At 38.7% G+C, this 21281-nt stretch carries 22 protein-coding genes and 1 pseudogene; 3 read left to right on the top strand and 20 right to left on the bottom strand.

The features are described 5' to 3' along the window. The 3 genes from J7E77_RS25965 to J7E77_RS25955 all read right to left on the bottom strand — a co-directional run bounded on the left by J7E77_RS25965 (position 1) and on the right by J7E77_RS25955 (position 2806). Complete coding sequence (locus J7E77_RS25965; protein ID WP_214717901.1) at positions 1 to 939, bottom strand: ABC transporter ATP-binding protein; 939 nt, start codon at positions 937 to 939, stop codon at positions 1 to 3. Between the two features lie 120 nt (positions 940 to 1059). Beyond that, positions 1060 to 2163: a sensor histidine kinase gene (locus tag J7E77_RS25960; protein ID WP_214717900.1), complete on the bottom strand. Its 1104-nt coding sequence runs from the start codon at positions 2161 to 2163 to the stop codon at positions 1060 to 1062. Position 2164: 1 nt separating this feature from the next. Next, complete coding sequence (locus J7E77_RS25955; RefSeq protein ID WP_214717945.1) at positions 2165 to 2806, bottom strand: response regulator; 642 nt, start codon at positions 2804 to 2806, stop codon at positions 2165 to 2167. Positions 2807 to 3022: 216 nt separating this feature from the next. Here J7E77_RS25955 and J7E77_RS25950 point away from each other — a divergent pair, with 216 nt between their 5' ends. Continuing rightward, positions 3023 to 3319, top strand: a complete 297-nt coding sequence (locus J7E77_RS25950; RefSeq protein ID WP_214717898.1) for a hypothetical protein — start codon at positions 3023 to 3025, stop codon at positions 3317 to 3319. A 217-nt stretch (positions 3320 to 3536) separates the two neighbouring features. On the opposite strand, the gene J7E77_RS25945 is transcribed toward J7E77_RS25950, so the two are convergent. Beyond that, on the bottom strand, positions 3537 to 3701 hold the full coding sequence (locus J7E77_RS25945) for an aspartyl-phosphate phosphatase Spo0E family protein (protein WP_251028187.1): 165 nt from the start codon (positions 3699 to 3701) through the stop codon (positions 3537 to 3539). A gap of 351 nt (positions 3702 to 4052) precedes the next feature. On the opposite strand from J7E77_RS25945, the gene J7E77_RS25940 reads away from it, so the two are divergent. After that, positions 4053 to 4523 carry a DUF6376 family protein gene (locus J7E77_RS25940; RefSeq protein WP_214717895.1) on the top strand — a complete coding sequence of 157 codons (471 nt, stop codon included), beginning with the start codon at positions 4053 to 4055 and terminating at the stop codon, positions 4521 to 4523. A gap of 116 nt (positions 4524 to 4639) precedes the next feature. Here the strand turns inward: J7E77_RS25940 and J7E77_RS25935 are convergent, their stop codons facing one another. Then, on the bottom strand, positions 4640 to 5095 hold the full coding sequence (locus J7E77_RS25935) for a hypothetical protein (RefSeq protein WP_214717888.1): 456 nt from the start codon (positions 5093 to 5095) through the stop codon (positions 4640 to 4642). An 18-nt stretch (positions 5096 to 5113) separates the two neighbouring features. Further along, positions 5114 to 5878: a hypothetical protein gene (locus J7E77_RS25930; RefSeq protein ID WP_214717885.1), complete on the bottom strand. Its 765-nt coding sequence runs from the start codon at positions 5876 to 5878 to the stop codon at positions 5114 to 5116. Positions 5879 to 6024: 146 nt separating this feature from the next. On the opposite strand from J7E77_RS25930, the gene J7E77_RS25925 reads away from it, so the two are divergent. Next, positions 6025 to 6558, top strand: a complete 534-nt coding sequence (locus tag J7E77_RS25925; protein WP_214717884.1) for an NUDIX hydrolase — start codon at positions 6025 to 6027, stop codon at positions 6556 to 6558. 815 nt (positions 6559 to 7373) lie between these two features. Here J7E77_RS25925 and J7E77_RS25920 read toward each other — a convergent pair. The 14 genes and pseudogenes from J7E77_RS25920 to J7E77_RS25855 all read right to left on the bottom strand — a co-directional run bounded on the left by J7E77_RS25920 (position 7374) and on the right by J7E77_RS25855 (position 21269). Continuing rightward, positions 7374 to 7799 (bottom strand): OsmC family protein, encoded by a 426-nt coding sequence (locus tag J7E77_RS25920; protein WP_214717944.1) that lies wholly within the window; start codon positions 7797 to 7799, stop codon positions 7374 to 7376. Positions 7800 to 7949: 150 nt separating this feature from the next. After that, positions 7950 to 8130 (bottom strand): annotated as a pseudogene (locus tag J7E77_RS25915) (PfkB family carbohydrate kinase); the annotation flags it as partial. Between the two features lie 160 nt (positions 8131 to 8290). Further along, a complete protein-coding gene (locus J7E77_RS25910) occupies positions 8291 to 9769 on the bottom strand; it encodes a glycoside hydrolase family 32 protein (protein WP_214717879.1) in 1479 nt (492 codons plus the stop codon). Between the two features lie 75 nt (positions 9770 to 9844). Continuing rightward, positions 9845 to 11200, bottom strand: coding sequence for a glycoside hydrolase family 172 protein (locus J7E77_RS25905; RefSeq protein ID WP_214717875.1), 1356 nt, complete (start codon positions 11198 to 11200; stop codon positions 9845 to 9847). Positions 11201 to 11229: 29 nt separating this feature from the next. Then, a complete protein-coding gene (locus J7E77_RS25900; RefSeq protein WP_251028186.1) occupies positions 11230 to 12138 on the bottom strand; it encodes a carbohydrate ABC transporter permease in 909 nt (302 codons plus the stop codon). Between the two features lie 5 nt (positions 12139 to 12143). Next, a complete protein-coding gene (locus J7E77_RS25895) occupies positions 12144 to 13037 on the bottom strand; it encodes a carbohydrate ABC transporter permease (RefSeq protein WP_214717874.1) in 894 nt (297 codons plus the stop codon). Between the two features lie 68 nt (positions 13038 to 13105). After that, the gene (locus tag J7E77_RS25890) at positions 13106 to 14401 is read right to left on the bottom strand and encodes an ABC transporter substrate-binding protein (protein WP_214717873.1); all 1296 of its coding nucleotides are present in this window, start codon (positions 14399 to 14401) and stop codon (positions 13106 to 13108) included. 39 nt (positions 14402 to 14440) lie between these two features. After that, entirely contained in the window at positions 14441 to 15460 is a 1020-nt protein-coding gene (locus J7E77_RS25885) for a LacI family DNA-binding transcriptional regulator (RefSeq protein ID WP_214717871.1), read from the bottom strand. Between the two features lie 450 nt (positions 15461 to 15910). Continuing rightward, the gene (locus J7E77_RS25880; protein WP_214717869.1) at positions 15911 to 16528 is read right to left on the bottom strand and encodes a YesL family protein; all 618 of its coding nucleotides are present in this window, start codon (positions 16526 to 16528) and stop codon (positions 15911 to 15913) included. Between the two features lie 253 nt (positions 16529 to 16781). After that, entirely contained in the window at positions 16782 to 17456 is a 675-nt protein-coding gene (locus J7E77_RS25875; RefSeq protein WP_214717867.1) for a hypothetical protein, read from the bottom strand. Between the two features lie 135 nt (positions 17457 to 17591). Next, entirely contained in the window at positions 17592 to 18554 is a 963-nt protein-coding gene (locus J7E77_RS25870; RefSeq protein ID WP_214717865.1) for a VOC family protein, read from the bottom strand. Between the two features lie 34 nt (positions 18555 to 18588). Further along, positions 18589 to 19374: an SDR family NAD(P)-dependent oxidoreductase gene (locus J7E77_RS25865; protein WP_214717861.1), complete on the bottom strand. Its 786-nt coding sequence runs from the start codon at positions 19372 to 19374 to the stop codon at positions 18589 to 18591. Positions 19375 to 19400: 26 nt separating this feature from the next. After that, positions 19401 to 19910 carry an aromatic-ring-hydroxylating dioxygenase subunit beta gene (locus J7E77_RS25860; RefSeq protein WP_214717859.1) on the bottom strand — a complete coding sequence of 170 codons (510 nt, stop codon included), beginning with the start codon at positions 19908 to 19910 and terminating at the stop codon, positions 19401 to 19403. 54 nt (positions 19911 to 19964) lie between these two features. Further along, positions 19965 to 21269: an aromatic ring-hydroxylating oxygenase subunit alpha gene (locus J7E77_RS25855; RefSeq protein ID WP_214717856.1), complete on the bottom strand. Its 1305-nt coding sequence runs from the start codon at positions 21267 to 21269 to the stop codon at positions 19965 to 19967. Positions 21270 to 21281 lie beyond the last annotated feature (12 nt).

Below are 21281 nucleotides of genomic sequence, written 5' to 3'. Positions count from 1 at the left end.
CTATTGGTCACGTAGATTTCTACCCGTTAATGTTAAAAATACCGTTTCCAGGTTCGGTGCTTTTTCTTGTAAAGAGCGGATTTCGATCTGGCTGCTCATAAAATGCTCAATAATCTTGTTTAAGTTATTGACGCCCGTATCTGAGTTGATTTTAATCAAGTTTTCATCGACTGAAACAGCTTCGACCCCGTTTATATCTTTAATCGATTCCAGGTTCACCTTTTCAGTAGATTTAACCTCAATCCAGACATCCTTTGTATTGGTAATGATCGACTTCAGCTGCTCCTGCGTTCCTTCAGCAATGATTTTTCCATGATCAATGATTGCAATCCGGGAACAGATCTCTTCGACTTCCTCCATATAGTGGCTCGTGTAAATAATCGTGCAGCCCATGTCATTCAGCCGTTTTACTGATGTAAGGATATAGTTCCGGGACTGTGGGTCAATCCCGACGGTTGGTTCATCCATAATGATGAGCTTTGGCTGGTGGGCAATTGCACAAGCAATATTTAAGCGGCGCTTCATCCCACCTGAAAAACTTTTCGGATAGCTTTTATGTTTATCCTGTAGGCCGACGAAATCAAGGGCCTCCTCTACTCGTTCATTTAATTCGGCACCACGCAGACCGTAAAGTCCAGCAAAGAATTTTACATTTTCATAAGCCGTCATATCCTCATAGATCGCCAAATCCTGCGGCACCATGCCAATATTCATTTTCGCAAATCGGCTGTATTTAGCACTATTTTTTCCGAGTATGCTAATCGTTCCATCATTGCTGCGCAGCAGGCCAGCAATCATGTTAATCGTCGTACTTTTCCCAGCTCCATTGGCGCCCAGAAAACCAAATATTTCTCCCTCTGCAACAGATAAACTCATATTGTCAACTGCGATAAAGTCAGCGAATTTTTTTGTTAAATTGTTAATCTCTAAAACGTTCATCGTTTCACCCCTAGATCGTTTTGTCTATTTCCAGTATAAAGAAAAAGAATAAACGCGCATAAGTGCAATCGTTCATTCTTTTCACATGAGAATATTCATATTGTGAGCGTGAGATTCTCATCACCCTAGTGGCAGGAGCGTAGTGACGGAAAAACCATTGCTGCTGTCGACAATCATTTTTCCATTGACAGATGCCGTCCGCTCCTCCATTCCGATGATACCTAGACCTTTTTTAATCGTTGCGGTTCCCGCACCATTATCCTTCACTTCAACTCTGATCATTTTGTTTAAAACCTTTAGATCGACGGAAACTTGTGTTGCATGTGAATACTTCATCGTATTCGTCAGCGCCTCTGTGACATTTTCATGGATGATTTTCCATTGAATCGGCGCGATAATATCTAAATTGCCTTCATGGGTGAGGACGGTTTTTATCTGTTGTTTGGCGTTAAAATCATCGATTAGCAGCTTCAAGCGGTGAATCCCCACTTGTTCCGTGGGGGGCTTCATATTTTTTAGGGTCATGCGGATGTTTTCGATCCCCTCTTTCGAAATGTTGATCGCATTTTGGAGGAGCTCGGTTGCTTTTTGTGGATCGGTCTCCATTAATCGTTTGGACGCTTCCATCTGAAAAAGCGCACCAGTCATCGAGTGGCCAATTTTATCATGAATCTCCTGTGAAATTCGGTTGCGTTCCTCTAATTTAAAGGTGTATTCGGACTGCCGTATGTATTCGGTATTTTCATTGATATTTTTCGTTAACTTTTGGAGTTTTTTTCGCATCGAATCGATTTGTGCTTCATTTTTTACCAGTCTATCGCTATAGATAGTCGTGAGCGAAAAAATCATAAAAGAAAGACACGCCACTATACCGTATAGGGGCTGCAACGATTCATTCATATACAAGATAGGAAGCAAGGAAAGAATCATTAGCGTAATTTTTTTATCGAAAAAACATGCGGCCAGTTCCACAATCGATAAAGGCAGGAGCAAGCTAAACGAGGGATCCAGGATGAGATAGGCTCCTGTCGTAATAGCGATGGACACCATATGCAGTATCCTTTTGATGGTGTTATTTTTAAAAATATAAAGCGTAATATTTGCACAAAAATACACGAGAAAGGCGAGGACAACCCAGGAGATATGGCTGATATTGGTTTGTACTGCAAGGTAAGCAATATACACTAACAAGATCAGCTTTGTAAAAATAATCCAAAACTCCATTTTAGTCTACTTTTCCCGTCAGATAGTAAATCGCAATTTGAGTTCGGTGCTCAAGCCCTGTCTTGCCTAGAATAGAGCTAATGTAATTAGCTACCGTCCCCTCGGAGATAAATAATTCCTTGGAGATCGCTTTATTTGAATACCCCTTCGCAATCAAGGACATGATTTCACGTTCACGTTCGGTAAACCCTGTGAGATCGATTTTTATTTCAGGTTCTTTATTAGACGCCGACAAATTGGACTTTATTTTTTCAAGAATAACATCCTGAAGAATGCTGTTTCCATGGAAAACACTCTTCAACGCATCACGGATTTGTTCGGGGTCATTGTTTTTTAATAGATAGCCTTTGGCCCCATTTTTGATGGCATCGAGGATGTATTCATCATCATCAAATGTCGTTAATATGATAGGCTTGGTGTTCGTTGTTTCAGTAATCAGCTTCGTGGCTTCCACCCCGTTCATATTAGGCATGCGAACATCGAGCAGGGCGATGTCGACTTCATGCTTTTGACAGTAATCGACTGCCTCTTTTCCATCACTGACGGTGTCAAGTACTTCAAATTCCCGGTAGGTAGATAGAATGATTTTCAGACCTTCTCGAATAAATAAGTTATCATCCGCAATTATGACTTTAATTTTCATAAGTTTAGGAGCCACTTCCTTATTTTTACTCTCTATACCTGCCATTATAGCAAGAAACCTGGAGGAAGATGCATATCAAATCAAATCGCGGATTTCATAAATGTGTTCATCTGCCCATTCATTGGACGTTTATATGCATAAAGTACAAAAGGTAACCATTTTTAAGGGTAATCAAAAGGACGATTTGTTATCGACAAAAAAAGGAGATGAATTTGTATGATGGGAGGACATTTCGGCGGTCACCAGGGGGGACATCATGGGGGGCACGACGGTGGGCATCACGATGGACACCATGGGGGCTATCACGGAGGCTATCATGGGGGGTATCACGGAGGCTACCCTGGCTATGGTGGTTATGGCGCTCCATTTGTAGGGGGATTGTTAGGCGGCCTAACGGTCGGTGCATTGTCATCTGGCGGAGGTTATCCATACCCAGTACCCTATCCTGCCCCATACCCAGCACCCTATCCGGCACCTGTACCATATCCAACCAGCTATCCATATGGAGGGTAACCCTATTAGTAGTTGAGTAAGAGACTGATTTCAATGAAGTGGAACTGACACTAGGTCGGTACCTTTTGAGACAAAAAATAAAGCGTAAGAAGGCCTCCTCAAAGGACTTTTACGCTTTTTCTCTATGAGAGAGTTACCATGATATACTGCATGGTATCTAGTGCCTTTTCTTTCAAACTTAATCATTATGAATATATTGGATAAATATAATAAGTAATTAAGCAGATATTTTCTCTAGTAAACCCATTTGTAAGTTGATTAATTTATCAAGCTTTTCACTTAGTTTTACCGTCTCAACTGAAGTAAAACCTTTGGATAGCCCCACTGAAATCATTGTTTTTCTAAGATGTTCGATTTTGGTAAACAGATCGTCGTTAGTCATCATCAGAAACTCCTTATTTTAGAACTTGTACTAAGTGTACCAATTGAAAGCGAATACAATAAAATAGTTTTCATCATCAAATATCGACACTTTTTACTATCTTCATAATGTTTATGACATTTAATTTTATAGTGACACTCGGAATATGCCGAATACTGCATTCTGCCAAGGAAAAAAGTTCATTTTTTGGACACAAAGATATATAAAGTCAATAAGATGATGAATTTCAGAAATAGCATCCTGTTCTACAAGCACTTGAATGAATATTATTTTTGTATCTGAATACATAAATAAGAAGAGCGTAAAAAACTGTTTCTTCTATAATACTTATGGTGAAACGGAGGTTTTTAGATGAAAAGGTGGTTGACTGTTTTTTCTGCCAGTCTATTGCTGCTCCTGAGTGGGTGTTCTTATTTAAACACGGCGGCTGACACGCTTGATTATGTAAAGGAAGCCACAAGCTACGCAGTAACCCTAGACAATTTTGCCGCTGAAACTCCTCCACTTATCAAACAGGTTGTAGATAACCAAGCAGAAGCAGATGAACTCACGGCACAACTCCAACAGATGAAAAATGAGATACAATCCTTTAATACTCTTGATGTCCCGGAAACGGTAAAGGGATTTCATCAGGAAATTATTGAACAAAATAACCTCTTAATTCAACAAATTGACCTCTACTTAAAGGATCTCAAAGACGGCAAACTTAACCCATCAACCCTCGATAACAGCAAACTACTTCAACCCGTACAAGAAATCACAACCATTATCGTGCAAATCCAAAAGCTCGGGGCTCAAGTAAATGAAACACTCGGTGCCTAGAAAAGCGGAAGCCCGTTTAGCGGCGAACACTTGGTGCCTGACACCAAAAAAAGACGAGATTTTTCCTCTCGTCTTTTTACATACTTTAACGCATGGAACTTATAACAGAGCGAGGGTCAGCCCCCCTTTATTCTTGTCATCCCAAGTGCATTATTTTCCCAGATGATTTTTTCTACAGACTCCCATTGATGTTCTTCACAACGAATCATGAGGACTATTTCTGATCTAATGTTTTTTGCTCCACCTTTACTTTTTTTCACAAGTAACAATTTAATCAAAAATCCTAGTAGCAAACCGCTCACTGCCCCAATAATTCCCCATATAATCGGACCCCATTTTAATACATAGCCGTAAATGGCCCCAAGTAGCATGAAACAGGTTCCTAACATGGCGGCAGCATCAAAAAGACTCAACCCGTCCGCCCGATGAATCGTATCAAATAATTTTCGCGGTTCAGATCTTTTATCGAGAGGGGCCGCTAATATCTTATCATTTGAAATTCCGTTTTGTTCCAAGGCTGTGATAGCTAACTCAATAAAAATGCTATTCTCGAAAGTGACAATGACAAACAATGGACACACACTCACTTTCTACAAAGGGTAAATGAAATCTTTACTTTGATATTTTCGCCGCAAATATTTGGACATTTCTTTTTCAAACAGTTTGTTGTGTTCAATCGTTAAAACATAAGAATCGTAAATGATAAAAAAATAAATAGAAGGGAAATAAATGGTCCATTGCATATTTAGTTCATTTATAGCCTTTGTAAACTCTCCCACCATTGAGTAGTTAATCGCTTTGGGAATATGCCCCAAATAACATATGGCTACCGCATAAACAAATATAAAGAATCCTGTAATAACATGATGGAGATACAGATGACCTAAACCAGGAAATAAGGCTGACCAGATGAGTGCTATTGACGGTTTTCGTTTATCCAAGTAATTGACATCAAATAATCCCATTTGCATGATCAAGACCTGAGCGTCCTCTCGGTCAGCTAATATATACTGCTTGTTTAAATCAACGGTTGTCCGATAACTATCCCAAATTCCAAACATATAAATAGCCAGATAGAGAATTAACCACCCATTATCCAATACTTCTTTTGCTTTTTCAAATTCACCCAATAAGGTATATAAAATTCCGAGGTTTACTTTTGCCCGATCATTAATAAATGTCTCCCAGAGAATGAGAATATACCCGGCCGCGTAACGATGCTGCATGATATGCCCAAACCCTGGATAGGAAAAGGAAAAAAAGGCTGAAATCCATGGGTTTTTTAAATGCAGCTGTCCTGTTGAAAATTGGGATAAATACGACCTTTGTCTACGAAACGGAGGTATTTGATTCAATAGTAAGTTCTTCTCCTTTAAAAATGTACGTCTTCGTTTATCGTTTGCAAATTATGGGATAAATATCCCCGTCAGGTATAATTAGTCAATCAGCCACAATCCATGTAAAATAGTTTAAAGATAATGAAATGTAGAGGTGAATGCGGATGGTTTGGAAGATTAGTAGTTCCATTAAAGAACAGGTAGATCGCTTTGGGGTGATTATAGAAAAGGTCATTGTCCCAAATGGAGAGGAAAAGAACTTCTCCTATTTAGATTTTGCAAAGGGCGTATGTATCCTGCCAATCACGGCGGATAAAGAGATCATCTGTATAAAACAATATCGACATGCGATAAAGAGTTGGCAATGGGAACTGCCTGCCGGGATGATTGACAAAGAAAGTGATGCTCCACTAGAAACCGCCAAAAGAGAGCTTGAGGAGGAAACAGGCAATAAAGCGGAATATTGGCTGGATTTAGGAAGCTTTTATCCTTCTCCTGGTTCAACAAGCGAGGAAATCTATTTATTTGCAGCAACAGGCCTCATCGCTACAAAGCAACGATTGGAAAGCAGTGAACAAATTGAGTTACATAAGCTAACTATGGAAGAAGTAATGACCTTAATTATAAACGGGGAGTTCAAGCATGGTGCGGGCCTCGCCGCGATATTACGATATATGTTAATGACGGAGAATAATTGATGTAGGTTATGGATGGTAATAAGAGAACGATTTAGTCGTCGAAAGGCCATTTGTGTTACGTGACCGTAATCTTTGATATTCCTTGGTTTCGGGCACGTAGAACCTTTCTACGTTACTGTACTCTTTGATATTCCTTGGCTTCGGGCACGTAGAACCATTCTACGTGACTGTACCATCTGATATTCCTGGGCTTCGGTCACGTAGGACCATTCTACGTTACTGTACTCTTTGATATTCCTTGGCTTCGGGCACGTAGAACCTTTCTACGTGACTGTACCATCTGATATTCCTGGGCTTCGGTCACGTAGGACCATTCTACGTTACTGTACTCTTTGATATTCCTTGGCTTCGGGCACGTAGAACCTTTCTATGTGACTGTACTCTTTGATATCACTTGGCTTCGGGCACGTAGGACCTTTCTACGTGACTGTACCATCTGATATTCCTGTGTTTCGGGCACGTAGAACCTTTCTATGTGACTGTACCATCTGATATTCCTTGGTTTCGGGCACGTAGAACCTCCCTGCGTGACCCCACTCTCTGTTATTCCTTGGTTTGGGTCACGTAGAACCTTTCTACGTGACCCCACTCTCTGTTATTCCTTGGTTTGGGTCACGTAGAACCTTTCTACGTTACCCCACTCTCTGTTATTCCTTGGTTTCGGTCACGTAGAACCTCCCTACGTGACCCCACTCTCTGTTATTCCTTGGTTTCGGTCACGTAGAACCTTTCTACGTGACCCCAAACCTCAATAAACTTTTTTACAAAGCATATAAATAAGAAGTAACACCAGTTGGTTGTTACTTCTTTCAATGTTATATTGTTTTTTCACCATTTACCCCATTAATAGAGTAGCTGACGGATATTTCTGAGTTCAAGGAATGGGAGACGGAACAGTATTTGTCTTTCGATAATTGAATCGCCCGAATCACTTTATCTTCAGGCAATTCTCCTTCTAACGCATAATGAATGTTAATCGTTGTAAAGCGCTTAGGATGATCTTCGGCACGTTCGCCTTTAACATCCATATGAAAAGCGGATGGCTCGAGGCGCATTTTATTCATGATCGAAATAATATCTATCCCTGTACAACCTGCCACTGCCTGTAGCAGCAGTTCCGTCGGTCTTGGTCCTGAATTCTCTCCTCCGACTTCCGGTGCTGCATCCATCGTAAATTCATGTCCGGAAGGAGTAACCCCAGTAAACGCCATTTTCTCTTTCCAATTAATTGTTAACTCCATACTCATTCCCCTTTCACTTTTAATATTCTTACCCATTCATCACTTCCTTATTTTACATAATCGTTTAAATAATAGCATTTAACAGGTCTTCACTGTTTCCTCAAGGGTCGGTATTGCCGAAATAGCACCCACTTTCGTACAAACAAACGCACCTACACGATTGCTGAAGGCAATCATATCCTAATCTGGAAATAGTAGCGCAAACATTTGCAGGAGCTCCCCCAGCCTGTTTATCAAAATGTTGACCATCAACTAAATCAGTATCAACATCTGTACAAAAAAAGTTGATTAACAATTCTCCAATACAAGCCACAGATGAATTTAAAGTCATTTACTCTCAACCGTCCTTTTAAAAAATTAATAATATTAAAAAAGCACTCGCGAATGAAATGTTGTGCTATTAGATCCTTCAATATCTGTTTTTGTTCAAAAACAAAGCTCTAATCATATATATTCGATTAGAGCCCTATCTTTATTTCAAAAAGAAGTATTTAATTCCACACAGAATCTAACTTCCATGATTCAATACTATTTACAGAAACCTTGCCGCCCTTTGTAAAAAGGTTAAACTGCTTGCTAGTCTCCTCCGGGAAGATTCGATTAGTAATGACCTGCTCCCCCTCATTAACAAATAGCTCAATAGATGTAGTATCCATAAAAATCCGGAGATTCAGGGTGCCATCATGCTTCATTATCAGTGGTGCTTTGCTAATTCCTTTTTCACCGCAGCCCGAGTGCTCCCGGTCCATGACTATCTCTTTATTTTCCAAATCGAGGAGAATTTCTGTTTTTTCTTTTCCATCCGCTGAACATCTTAATTGAATCCCAAATAAGGAAGCCTCTGTCTCGTTGAGGTTAATATCGAGACTGATCTCTGAAACGGATTCTAGTTGTTCATATACTGTCACTTTTTCTGTAACTTCAAGCGCATCTAGTTTCTTGTAGTCGAATCTTAATTCTGCAAGCTCTGAAACTGGCTTTTGCTTTAGAATATTTCCTTCCAAGACAAGTTCTCTTGGAATCGTCATCGCCCCAGCCCAGCCGAACTCTTGAGAAGGCATTTTTGTTAACCATTTTTCCATCCAACCAATCATGATACGACGCCCTTTTTCATCAACCAAAGTCTGAGGGGCATAGAAGTCGAACCCATAATCTAATGTCCTGCTCACACCCTGAGTAAAAATGCCTTGGTCATAGTCCATATTACCAATCACATAAAAAGGCCTTTCGTTTTGCGTCCCATACATTGGCGAAACAATTAAGACATGCGTCTGGTTGATTGGAAAAAGATCTGGACACTCCCACATATCTCCTTGAGAGCCATCACTTTCTGCAGCTACTCCTTTATATGTCCAATCCTTTAAATCATCCGAAACGTAGAGTACTGCTTTCCCTTTTCCCTCTTTCTTCGTTCCTACAACCATGTACCATTTGCCATCATGCTGCCAAACTTTTGGATCTCGAAAATCATGCGTACCATCGACTGGGAAGTTATCCACAACAGGGTTTTGTCTATATTTTTCAAAAGATATTCCATCGTTACTTGTGGCAATATTTTGAACCTGTTGTGGCAGGTTGCCATCTACATGCCCAGTATAAATTAGCACCAATTTATCTCCGTCTACGACTGCACTACCAGAGAAACAGCCATACCCAGTGACGTCACCAGAGTCGTAGGACTCTGATGGCGCCAAGGCAACCGGTAAGTGCTCCCAATGTACGAGGTCCTTACTTTTTGCATGTCCCCAGTGCATTGGCCCCCAGCAAGAAGCGTAGGGATAGAATTGATAGAATAGATGATATTCACCCTTATATTGCACTAATCCGTTCGGGTCATTAATCCAGCCAGTCGGTGCCATAAAGTGATAGTGTAATCTATATCGACTTTTCGCAATACTAGCTTTCTTGGCGTCAATTTCTTGGTTTGCTCTTTCAAGAGCCTCTAAGTGTTTCGTATTTATACGATTCATAAATATCACCTATTTCCATTTAATATAAGCTGATATATAGATTGATAGAAACATTTATCCCGAATTTTATTAATCTTAATTCCATTTACCCTTAAGGCTTTCTTTTACACGTTGAGCATGCTCTTTATTTCCAATAGAAGATTCTCTTGTTTTGTTGTATTTAATTTCCATTTGTTTCTTCTTCTCTTCCACATAGAATGCTTCTCTTTCTTTTGCTGATTCAAATGCTTTTTGCTGCTCTTCATTTAGTTCTTTCTTAGCCTTTTGTTTCACAACTGGCATTTGGGCAACATGCGGTAATCTATCTTCCACTGGAAGGATATCAAGCTTTGGCGATGGTAACGTCTGATACCAATAAGCAGTTGACGACCAGTCATCTGACAAGTGATTTGCATGTCCATGCTCTATTGTAACCTTAATGCTTTCAGAGAAATGAATGGGATCTGCGATGTGGAATCTATAGGAAACCTGGTAACCGGGTTTGTCACTCTCATGAATAATCGATCCGTTATACAAGAATGCATTCTTTTGCATTCCCCATGCGTGTCCAAAGTAATCCTCAGTACCTGTTCCATCAATGCTAGGTTCTTTTTCACCGTCGATGAAGATCATATCATCACCTTCACCCCACCAACTTCCCTGGAAGTGATTTACTGATAAGTTACAACCCACATAATGCCCCTTACCTTCTGTTTCTAAAATCACATAGTTATCTTCACCTGTTAAATTTGATACACTCTGGACAGCAGGGCTATTTACTTGAAGGTCATTTCCCCAGCCTTCACAAGGATTTTCACGATGCCAGTTCGCATGGAAGTAGACAGTATCTTTAGGCAACTCTTCTTTATATAGCTCATAATCGATATAGAAATACAGACCAAATGGTAATGAGTTTTCGTTCACGATTTCAATTTTCGCCTTTTTGTTAAATGGCATTGGGAAATAGCAGTTTAAGGCAGCGGGCGCACCAAACTTATTTGCTTCCTCTGGTTTAACAGAAACATTGAATGGTACGGATTGAAAATTACCTGGTAACGAATGTCCCACACAGAAAAAATCTCCAAATGGCGCCAAAACGCTTGGTGTATCTTGATCATCCCAAGTAATTTTAATCAATGCTTTTCTGTAATAAAATGGGTCTTGTTCTTCCCACGTAACACCTAGCGCATTGTGGATTTCATTTACTGGTGCTACATTACTGCCTAAAACTGGATCCACGATACTTGGCCCCATAATTTTTCTGCAGAAAGATGTCATCCAAAAGTGTGTTAAGCAGCCTGGTCCTTCGATTTCTCCTAATACTACTGACTCGTTTGGTGGAATCAGCCAATAATCTTGGTTTCTTCCTGATTGGTCAGAACTTGAAACCCTTGATGATCTCACATCTGTATGTCTAGTTAAATTTTGCATAAGTCCGTTAGAAGTTTTCATAATAAAGTTGCCTCCATATCATTGTTTTTTTATCCTTTAACTGCTCCAGCAGTCATACCCTTAATAATGTGTTTTTGGAAAACTCCATAAAACACTAATTGTGGAATAATAAATAGTAAGCTTGCTGATACAATTCCACCGTAATCAATGTTGTATCTTCCTTTAAATTCAGATATCGCAAGCGGAATGGTCATATGGTCAGGATCACTAATAAGCGTGACCGCAAACGGGAATTCATTCCAAATGTAAAGAATGTTAAAGATAAAGATAGTCATTACCACTGGCTTAATAACTGGGAATACCACTTTTGTACAAAGTGTAAATAAGTTACAGCCATCAATAACTGCTGCTTCTTCAATTTCGGCCGGGAAATCCTTTAGGAAACCAGTAAACAAAAGCGTATTAAATGAAATCGATGTAGCAATATACGGTAAAATAAGTGATAGATACGTATTTTCAATTCCTAGCGAAATCGTAATTCGATAGATTGGGAACAATAAGATAAACGGCGGAATGGCAAGCCCGATAATAAGAAAATAGTATAAGCCATTTTTTAATTTCTCACGTTTATATATTAATCTACTAATGGCATATGAGCTCATAAAGGTAATGATCATTTCGAGGAATACCGATACAACTGCAATAATAAAGGTATTCTTATATAGCAAGCCCATATCTAAGGTTTCAAAGGCCCGCTTATAGTTATCGAAGTTTATACTATTAGGTAATGAAAATGGGTTTGTAAGGATCGTCTGGTTATCTTGAAAGGATAAGATAATCATCCAAATAAAAGGAACCATTACAAGTAATGTGACTGCATAAGTAAGGATGCTGGAAAGCTTATTCAATCTAGATTCTTTACGAGTCAATGATTCAATCGAAGTGTCTTGTGACACCGTTGGCTTCATTGGAGCAATATAGGTATCTTCTGACTTCATCCTTCTCACACCCCTTCCTTATTACTTAGTCTTTTACCTACTGTAAAGATTCCAAGGAAAACACCTGCAAATAGAATCGTCGCGAGTAATGATATTACTGCTATCGACATCCCATAACCATACTCCCCTGAAGTAAAGGTGGTACTGTACATAAACGTTACCAATACATCTGACAAGTGATTTGGTCCACCATTGGTTAATTGGAGCACGGTTTCAAAGATTTTAAAACAAAGGGTAATAACTAATATAGTGTTTAATTTAAACGTTTCATTAAGCAAAGGGATGGTGATGTTTACCAATTGCTTGAATTTACTTGCCCCGTCCATTTCAGCAGCTTCATAGAGTTCTGCTGGAATTAAAGTTAATCCCGCTAAAAATATCGTGGCAATATACCCTAAACTTTGCCAACTTTGGACAATGGCAACTGAAAATGGAGTTAAGGTATCGCCGCCAATCCACTCAAAAGTAAGGGACTCGAGACCAATTTTTCCTAAGAAGGTATTCACCAAGCCAATTTGAGGATCTAAAATAAATACCCAAATTAACCCAACCATGATTGGCGCTATGATAGAAGGAGAATAGTTTATAGCTCGTAATGCACCTACACCCTTCATTTTCTTATTTAGTAATAGTGATAGCAAAAATGCACCGGGGATTAGAATAACTATGGTAACCAATAGGACGATAAAGGTATTCTTAAGCGCGATTATAAATATTGGATCATTGAATAATCGCTGATAGTTAGACAGTCCCACAAACTGGGGTACACCAATACCTGTAAAACTTGTAAAACTGTAATAAGTTGCAATTACTATTGGCATCATAATGTACATTAAATAGACTAGAATTGTTGGTAATAGCAGGATTATTTTGTTTTTATTATTACTAAACCATCGCATTTTTCCACCTACTTTATGAGTTGGCTAATGCAATAAACAAATCTATTACATTAGCCAATTACTAATAATTATTTAATTGCCGAAATTTTTTCATCCACAACTTTTGCCGCTTGCTCTGGGGTGTAAGTTCCATTAATTACACCATAAATACTGTCGTACATGGCACTTCCGATTGCTTCAGGAACCACAAGGTCAGGTTGGTTTTGTTGACTGTTCCAGCCTTCAAGCTGTACTTGATCAACTAACTTTTTAAACAATGGATGTGCAGCTTCATCTACATTCACCGTGGCATTCGTCATTGGGGCTACTTGGTTATCTACCATAATTTGAGTACCCTTTTCACCATAGTAGAACTTCAACAATTTCAAGACAGCTTCTTTCTTCGCTTTGTTCTCTCCTGCTTTTTTACTAACCAGCAACGGAGCAGAAGGTACAACTGAACTTACTTTTTGGTCGCCTACGCCATCAGTAAAGGTTGGTCCCCACCAAAAACCTACATCTTTTCCAATAGGGCTTTGTTCAATTTTTTGAACATCCCACATACCAGAATCCAACATTGCTGCTTTGCCCGCTAAAAATTGCTCAACGGCTTGGAAATAGGTTTGTGTAGTAACGTTTTTAGGAAACGCACCTAACTTCTGTAACTCACCGATTTTTTTGTAGTAGTTGACAAAGTCTGTGTTGTTATAGCTTTCTTTTCCTGCAAGAATTTTATCGATTTTGTCAAAGTACCCATATCTTGAAAGCATTGTTAAAAAGGCCCATACAGAGTAATCATCTTTAGCACCTTTTGAAATCGTGGTAATACCGTTCTTTTCAAATACTTTTGTTGCTTCTGCTAAATCCTCAAAGGTTTCAGGAATCTTTACCCCGAACTTATCGAAAAGTGCTTTGTTATAGAATAGGCCCGTGATCAGTGGTTGATATGGTAAGCCGTACTGACGGCCATCCTTGTTAAAGGATTTGATCATGTTTGGTTTTAGTGAACTCTTAATATCTGGATTATCATCAAGAAATCCTGTTAAGTCCATTAACATACCAGCCTTCTCTAACTCAGCTGCTGAAGCTGGCAGCATCCAGAAAACATCCGGGAGTTTATCCGATTGAGATTGCATTTTAATACCTTTCACATGTTCTTGTTGCTCTTTCCCAATAAGGTTAACTTTAATATCTGGGTTTTCCTCCTGGAATTTTTCAATTACTTTATAAAAAGCAGGCTCTTGTTCTTTTGGATTCGCTACATGAATCGCAAAATCTATAGTTGTTTTACCATCTGCAGATGTTGCAGATTCTTTTTTCCCACAACCAGCTAGAATCAAACCAATAAGCATTACCAAACTTAATAAAATTTTAAATTTTTTCATGCTGAACCTCCGCCCATTTTTTAGGTTTAGTTATTAACCCTATAAGGAATTTCTAAGAACGATTGTCGATTCTATACAAATTTCTTCTGCCTCTTTTGTGTGATCCTCCAGCCTCTCTAAAAGAAGCCTTGCTGCGGTCTGCCCCATCTCAAATGATGGTTGTCTTATGGTGGTAATAGATGGCTCTGTTAGCTCCATCCAATTAAAATCATCATAAGCAATGAACGATACCTCTTCTGGGATTTGGATATTCTTTTCTTTTAGTACCTTGTAAACTCCCATAGCAATAACATTATTGACTGCTATAATGCCATCAACTTCTTGTGTAGAAAAAAGTTCTTTTGCCATTTGATATCCTTCATCAAAGGAGGACTCCCCTACAAATATTAGCTCTTCATTCAGTTCAATCTGGTACCTTCTAAGGACATCTTTATATGCCTCAAAACGCTCAATTGTACTTGAAACATCGATTGGACCAGAAAAGAAGGCAATTTTTCTTCTTTTCTTCTTAACCATCATTTCAATTGCTTCATAGGTAACAGAATAGTTATTAGAATATACTGTATCTACTTTTTTCGTTGAGTTCGGTTTGCGATCGACATAAACCGCTGGATATCTATTAAATGCTTCGTTAGTTTCATTACCAAGGTTAGAAGTAGGAGCAATGATTAATCCATCAATATACTCAATAAATTGGGTGTTAAACATATCGATTTGCTCTAGTTCGTTATTTATATTTTCACGAGAATTGCTAATAACCAATTTGTATCCTACTTTATTTAAGACACTTTCAACACCAATCGAAAGCGAGAGGAAAAAATCTGCTGAAGTATCATTTGGAAGGATCGGAATGATTAAACCGATCACTTTCGTATCTTTTCCCTTTAATGATTTTGCTACAGCACTCGGGGTATAATTCAACTCTTCCATTGCTTGAAGGACTCTTATTCGTGTATCTTCTTTCACAAATCTTGAAGAATTCATTACATTTGAAACAGTAGCTGTTGATACATTGGCTTTTTTAGCAACATCCTTTATGTTTGCTCTTTTAGTTTCCAAAAAACTACACTCCTAATTAATTCTCAGTTTCTAACATTACTCGTTTAGTATTCTTAACTTGATTGTAATTAGTTAGTTTTTCTCACCTCCTATTTAATCGATTAACTAAATTTGTAAAAAAAATATTGCTCCATTTTGATTTAATCGTTTAAATAATATTCTAAAATGAACCCTCGTACGATTAAATCATTGTATTTTTTATAATTAATCGATTAATTAAAAGGATAAATATGTAATAATCTAGATGTTGGATTCTCTATTTAATCGATTAACTAAACGGTTAAATAAAAAGGACGACCCAATATGTGCTATCCTATTTAATCGATTAAATGAATAATGAAATAAAAAAGGTTTGTTACGACCTTATCTAATCGATTAAATATAAAAATAAGTTTCCTTTTCATGTAATCGTTTTCTATGATGTTAGTTTAATTTATTTCGAATTGTCTGTCAATATACCTTACTATAAAGTTTTTTTGCAGTTTTTTGTACAATCATTAAAACGATTAAACTAAAAACGGATCCAGAAAACAATACGGATAGGCCAGCTACCTTTAATGTCAAGAAATGTAGCAATAATAACCCTGTTAAAATATATAGGTTGGTCATCGGATTATTAAATAATATATATAGAGAACTCTTAAAAATTTCTTTTTTCCCACGGGCGCCATAGATATAAACGACAAGGCTATATAAGAAAATCATGGCCAATAGAAACAACAATACATAAAATAATTTAACTACCAAGCTATTAAATGCAAAATCCAAAGAAGAAATAAAACGGATATCAGCAGCGACAATAATAGCTAATAAAATAAAAGGAAAAAATAGTAGGTTGCTCTTTTTGAACTCTTTTTTATAGAGTATAGTAAATTCCTTTATGATACTAAAATCACTTTTCTCCAAAAACATTCTTTTAATAATAAAAAACATAGCTATGGTTGCAGGAAAAATTCCTAATAGTACTCCACCTAAAAGTGTAAACGCCAGCCAAAGAATATTAATATAGGCTAAATTGGAGATCCAGGTAGAAAGACTATGAAACTTGTTTAATATGCCATTATTCAAACTTACCCCTCCTTATTTTGCAGACAATTCCTAATTGTAAAAATTTAAATGTAGTTCAATTTTAAGACCTATGAAACAACTTTGTAAAGGTCATTATTTCATTTAATCCTCAATGCTTGAGCTTTGTGGACAACAGATAGTTGAAACCCCTATAGACGTTGGTGCCTGACACCAGTTAACAAAATAAAAATGGAATCAGCCACATTCATTTCGGGAATGTTTCTGTTTCCTTATATTTCCATACTCTATCGTTTTAAACTTTAGTCGACTGGGGGTCAGACCCCATTGCTCCTACAAAGTTAATCTCTAACTTTCCGTCCTGATTGATAATTTCAATGACTTTTTCCTCAAAAAAGTAAGGAGCGTCATATTTATCTTGTTTCTTAATCGATGCATAGTTGTTTTTCGCGGTGAGAACTGGGAAAACTACATTTGTTTTCTTACCTCCACCGTTCTGCACAATCTCCACTTCAGCCATTAACATGACCTGTTTACTAGCGATGGCAAAAAACAGCCTACCGATCTCTCTTCCGTTTTCAGTGATTTTCACATGCTGTAGTATCGAGATAACACACATAATAATATCGTTAACTTGTTCATTGGATATGCCCTTTAACCCACAATCAACCAGCACATGATTGATGCCATTTTTTATTTCCTTGAATGAAAATACCTCTTCGATTTTAAGAGCCGTGTTCATTTTTCCGAGATTAGCAAACTTATTTCTTGTCTCACAAAGATACTCCGTGACAACTCCGGGCTTCGTACCTCGGCTCACAACAAAGCCCGCCAGCTCCTGAAGACAGCTATTGCCAGTGCTCTTATTGCTAATAAGGATTAAAAAGGCGTATACATCCTTCTCATCCAAGCGATTATCCAATAATTTTTCATAGTAATAATTAATTAATGTCCGTTCTTTTCTATCCATTTTATGACCCCTAAATTTAATGTTTTTCGAAACCTAAGTATTTTCCCAACTCCTATTGTACAATTTTTCACAATGAAATACAGGGCAAATAAATAAGACAAAACGGAGAGTCCATGGGCACTCCGTTTTGTCTTATCAAAATCTTTCAAGTAATTCGATGATTACTTTGTATGTAGATGTAGTATCCATGTAAGCGTATCTGCCTTTACCGTTCCTGAAATTACCTCTTTGGATGACGGGATAGCCCAGGTCCTCCAGCAATTTCACTTTTTCCTCGATATCATTAACCACAAAGGAAATATGATGAACACCTTTTCCTTGTGTTTCGAGGTGCTTTTTCCAAGTGCTTGGTGAATCACCCGGCTCAATTAATTCAAGTTGAAGTAATGGGGTATTAATAAACATATATTTCGAGTCAGCTTCAGTTGGCTTTCCTTCAAAAATAACCTGAGTAAGTTCACTCGGACCTGATTGAATTACCGGAGGTTTTTCCACACCCAATAACTTGCAATACGCTTCGGCAGCGGCATCCAGATCTTTTACGACAATTGCCAACTGCTCGACTTTATTGGTTCCTAATAAAGGGGTGAAGATATCTGTGGTAGGGGCCGTATCCCTCGGAACAGCACTTTCTAGGAGTTCCAATAGTGTCTTATGACTTTTTAACGTATCCACATAAACATATCTTCCATCACTAGACGTAAATTCACCGCTCTGCAGCAATGGGTAACCGTTCTCCTCAAAAATAGGAAGTTTCTCTTTAATAGAATCGACATCAAAGGCGATATGATGAATTCCTTCCCCAACAGTATCCAAAAATTCACGCATCGTCCCAGGTTCCGGGTTCGGTTCAATCAATTCGATTTGCACAGTCGGCGTGTTCATAAATACTAGTTTACTCCGAGAAGCACTTGGCTGACCGCGAAAGACCACTTTAGAAACTTCACTTTCGCCTGTTAAGAACCAATTAGGTTTCGGTATCCCAAGAAGTTTCGCAAATGCTTCTGAAGCTTGCTCAATATCCCGAACAACGAAAGCAATTTGGTTAATGACGTTATTTCCAGCTAACGGCTTATTTTTCGTCAATGATTCGGTCATTTAAATTCACCTCCATTAGTTATTCGGATACAAATCAACCAAGCCCGCGAACAGCTAATCCGCCATCGCTTGAAATCACTTCACCTGTAATAGCACGGGCCTGATCCGAAGCTAAAAGGAGATAAGCCCCCACATGATCTTCAGACTTCATCGCAATTTGAAGGGGGTTCCGTTTTTTTATGCTTTTCTCTTTCGTCTCATTATCGACCATTTTTACAAAAGGCTGCAGTGGTGGAATGACATGTAATGCTGTTAACGTTCCTCCAGGCGCCACCGCGTTCACCCGGATTTCCGGTGCCAATTCAAACGCCAGTTGGCGCATTAGTCCAATTTGAGCATGCTTGCTCGCCGTATACCAAACGCCGCCGCCATCCGGATAGAACCCTGCACCTGAGACAGTGAAAATCATATTTCCTGCTGTTTTTTTAAGTTCCGCAGTGGCTGCTTTTGCCCCATTAAAATATCCTTTTACATTGATATTGAATAGGAGGTCATAGGCATCTGACATGGCTTCCGGTGTGACGGTTTCAAATTTGGCAAAACCATCGAATACACCTGCGTTAGCAACAAAGACATCTAATTTTCCATATGTTTTTGTGGCAGTTTCCACTGCTCGAACATGATCTTCATATATCGTAACGTCGCCTTCAATGCATTGAACCTGTTCACCATATTGCTGTTTGAGCTCATTTAATCCTGCTGCAGACCGATCAAGGATGGTCACAACGGCACCCTCTTTTACAAATGCCTCGGTGACAGCCCTTCCAATCCCGGAGGCACCTCCGGTCAAATAAATTGATTTCCCACTAAGCTGAGCCATCAAGGTGCTCCTTTCTACTTTGGCTACTATACAAATATAGCCAGATTTCTAGTATTTAAAGTCGTTTGATCTACAATGAATACGCGCTTAGAAAGCTTCCATTCCCCGTCAACATACGTGAATTCATCCTGACGTTCCCCTGAAATCAAATCGTGATGAATATCGGTACTTCGGCTCCGGTAGATGGTTAAATAACTGTTTACAACCGCCTTTTCATTGGGAACGTACTCCAGCAGCCGGACATTATTAACAGATCTCCGAGTACGAGACGGCGGGATTTCAGCCCAGGCGTAATCTGTTTTTAAACGGTCCACGCGAATTTTCAATAATTCAATGTCATCATTAAAAGCAAACATATCGAAGGAATAATCGGGACGTTCAATCCCTTCCTTATTAACCCTTACCGGCATTTGATAAGAAATGTCTGGGTGCAGCAAACTAAACCAGCCATCAAAATCAATATCATCGAGAAACTTCGCTTCCCGGTATAACCATTGCTCCAATTCAAAGGTTGCAAGCATCTTCTCTAAACTCATCATGACTCCTCCAATCTTTTTTGTAGGCGCTTTCTCTCTTCAAAAAATAAAACCTTAAGAAGTCATGAGATCGAGCCAGTAACGATAAAAGTTCCTTTGATTGGCCTCGGTGAATTTATCATCAAAAACGACACCCGGGCCAATAAAATCTTCCACAGGCTTTCGATGTAAGCCCATCATATAATTAAAGGTCAGCTGCTTCACTAATGGCATCGTCCCGGAGGCTGCAGCAGTAATATCGGTAAATACCTCTGTGTCATCCTGTTCAAAGATTCCTGATGGGCTGAAGGTCAAAACAAACGACTCACGAGAACGTCTTTTCCAATCGGCTGAAGCATTTTTCTCCACTAAAAACCAAGTGATCACTTCCATTTTATCGACACCAACCGGCCGCCATAGACGAACCGAAGTATTCGAAATCAACTGGCCTTTTACCTTCGTATGAGAAATTAAGAAAGATAGATTGGGAAAAATATTGCCGATCATATTTTTTAGATTAGACAAAACGTCATACTGTTCTTCTGTTAAATTAGATTTATACTCTTCCTTAAGTTCCTCTGGAAAGGCAAAATCAGGATTAGGTGTGCCTAGATTTAAGCCATGCCCCTTGTCAGTATGAATTTGATAACCCTTTTTAGAATAGGTAGCACTTGGGACCATTCCCAATTTGACAATCGAACCATGCGTAACCATGGTATGATACGAATCACCCACAAAATTATCCGCGCCAATTTTCCAGTTCGAATGAATAATAAATCGTTGCGGCGGCCCCAATACTTCCATTTCCGCCCGGCCTGCCAAAATATCGAGATACCATTTAAAGTCGCCTAAGAAATCTTCTAATGGTTCAGCCTCGTCATTCCACGTACCGAACATAAGACCCTTGTAGGTTTCGATTCTAACTTGATGAAGCCCTAAACCTGATTTATCAAATCCCTCACCATAAATATCTTTTTGAAGCGGTACGCCAACACAATCCCCATTGTTTTTAAAATTAAAACCATGATACGGACAAGTAAACGAGGATTTATTTCCGGCATCCGCCCGGCAAAGCTTCATGCCACGGTGGGTACACATATTATACAAACAGCGAATTTCACCATCAGCGCCTCGTGTAATAATCACGGAATAACCAGCAACATCTCTTGTAATGAAATCATTTTTATTGGGGATTTCTGATTCATGACCAACAAACAGCCATGTTTTTAAAAACACCTTTTTATGTTCAATATCATAGATTTTTGGATCTCCTAATAGAGAGGCAGGAATCGCGCCAATTTCCGGCTGAACGGATTCACTTAAGTATTCAACTACATCTTTTTGCGACATGTCTTCTAGATTTATGTTTGTTTTAACCATCAACTATTCCCC

Source organism: Bacillus sp. ISL-77, from assembly GCF_018613105.1.
The sequence above is the reverse complement of the archived record's forward strand: the minus strand, read 5'-3'. Positions and strand labels throughout refer to the sequence as shown.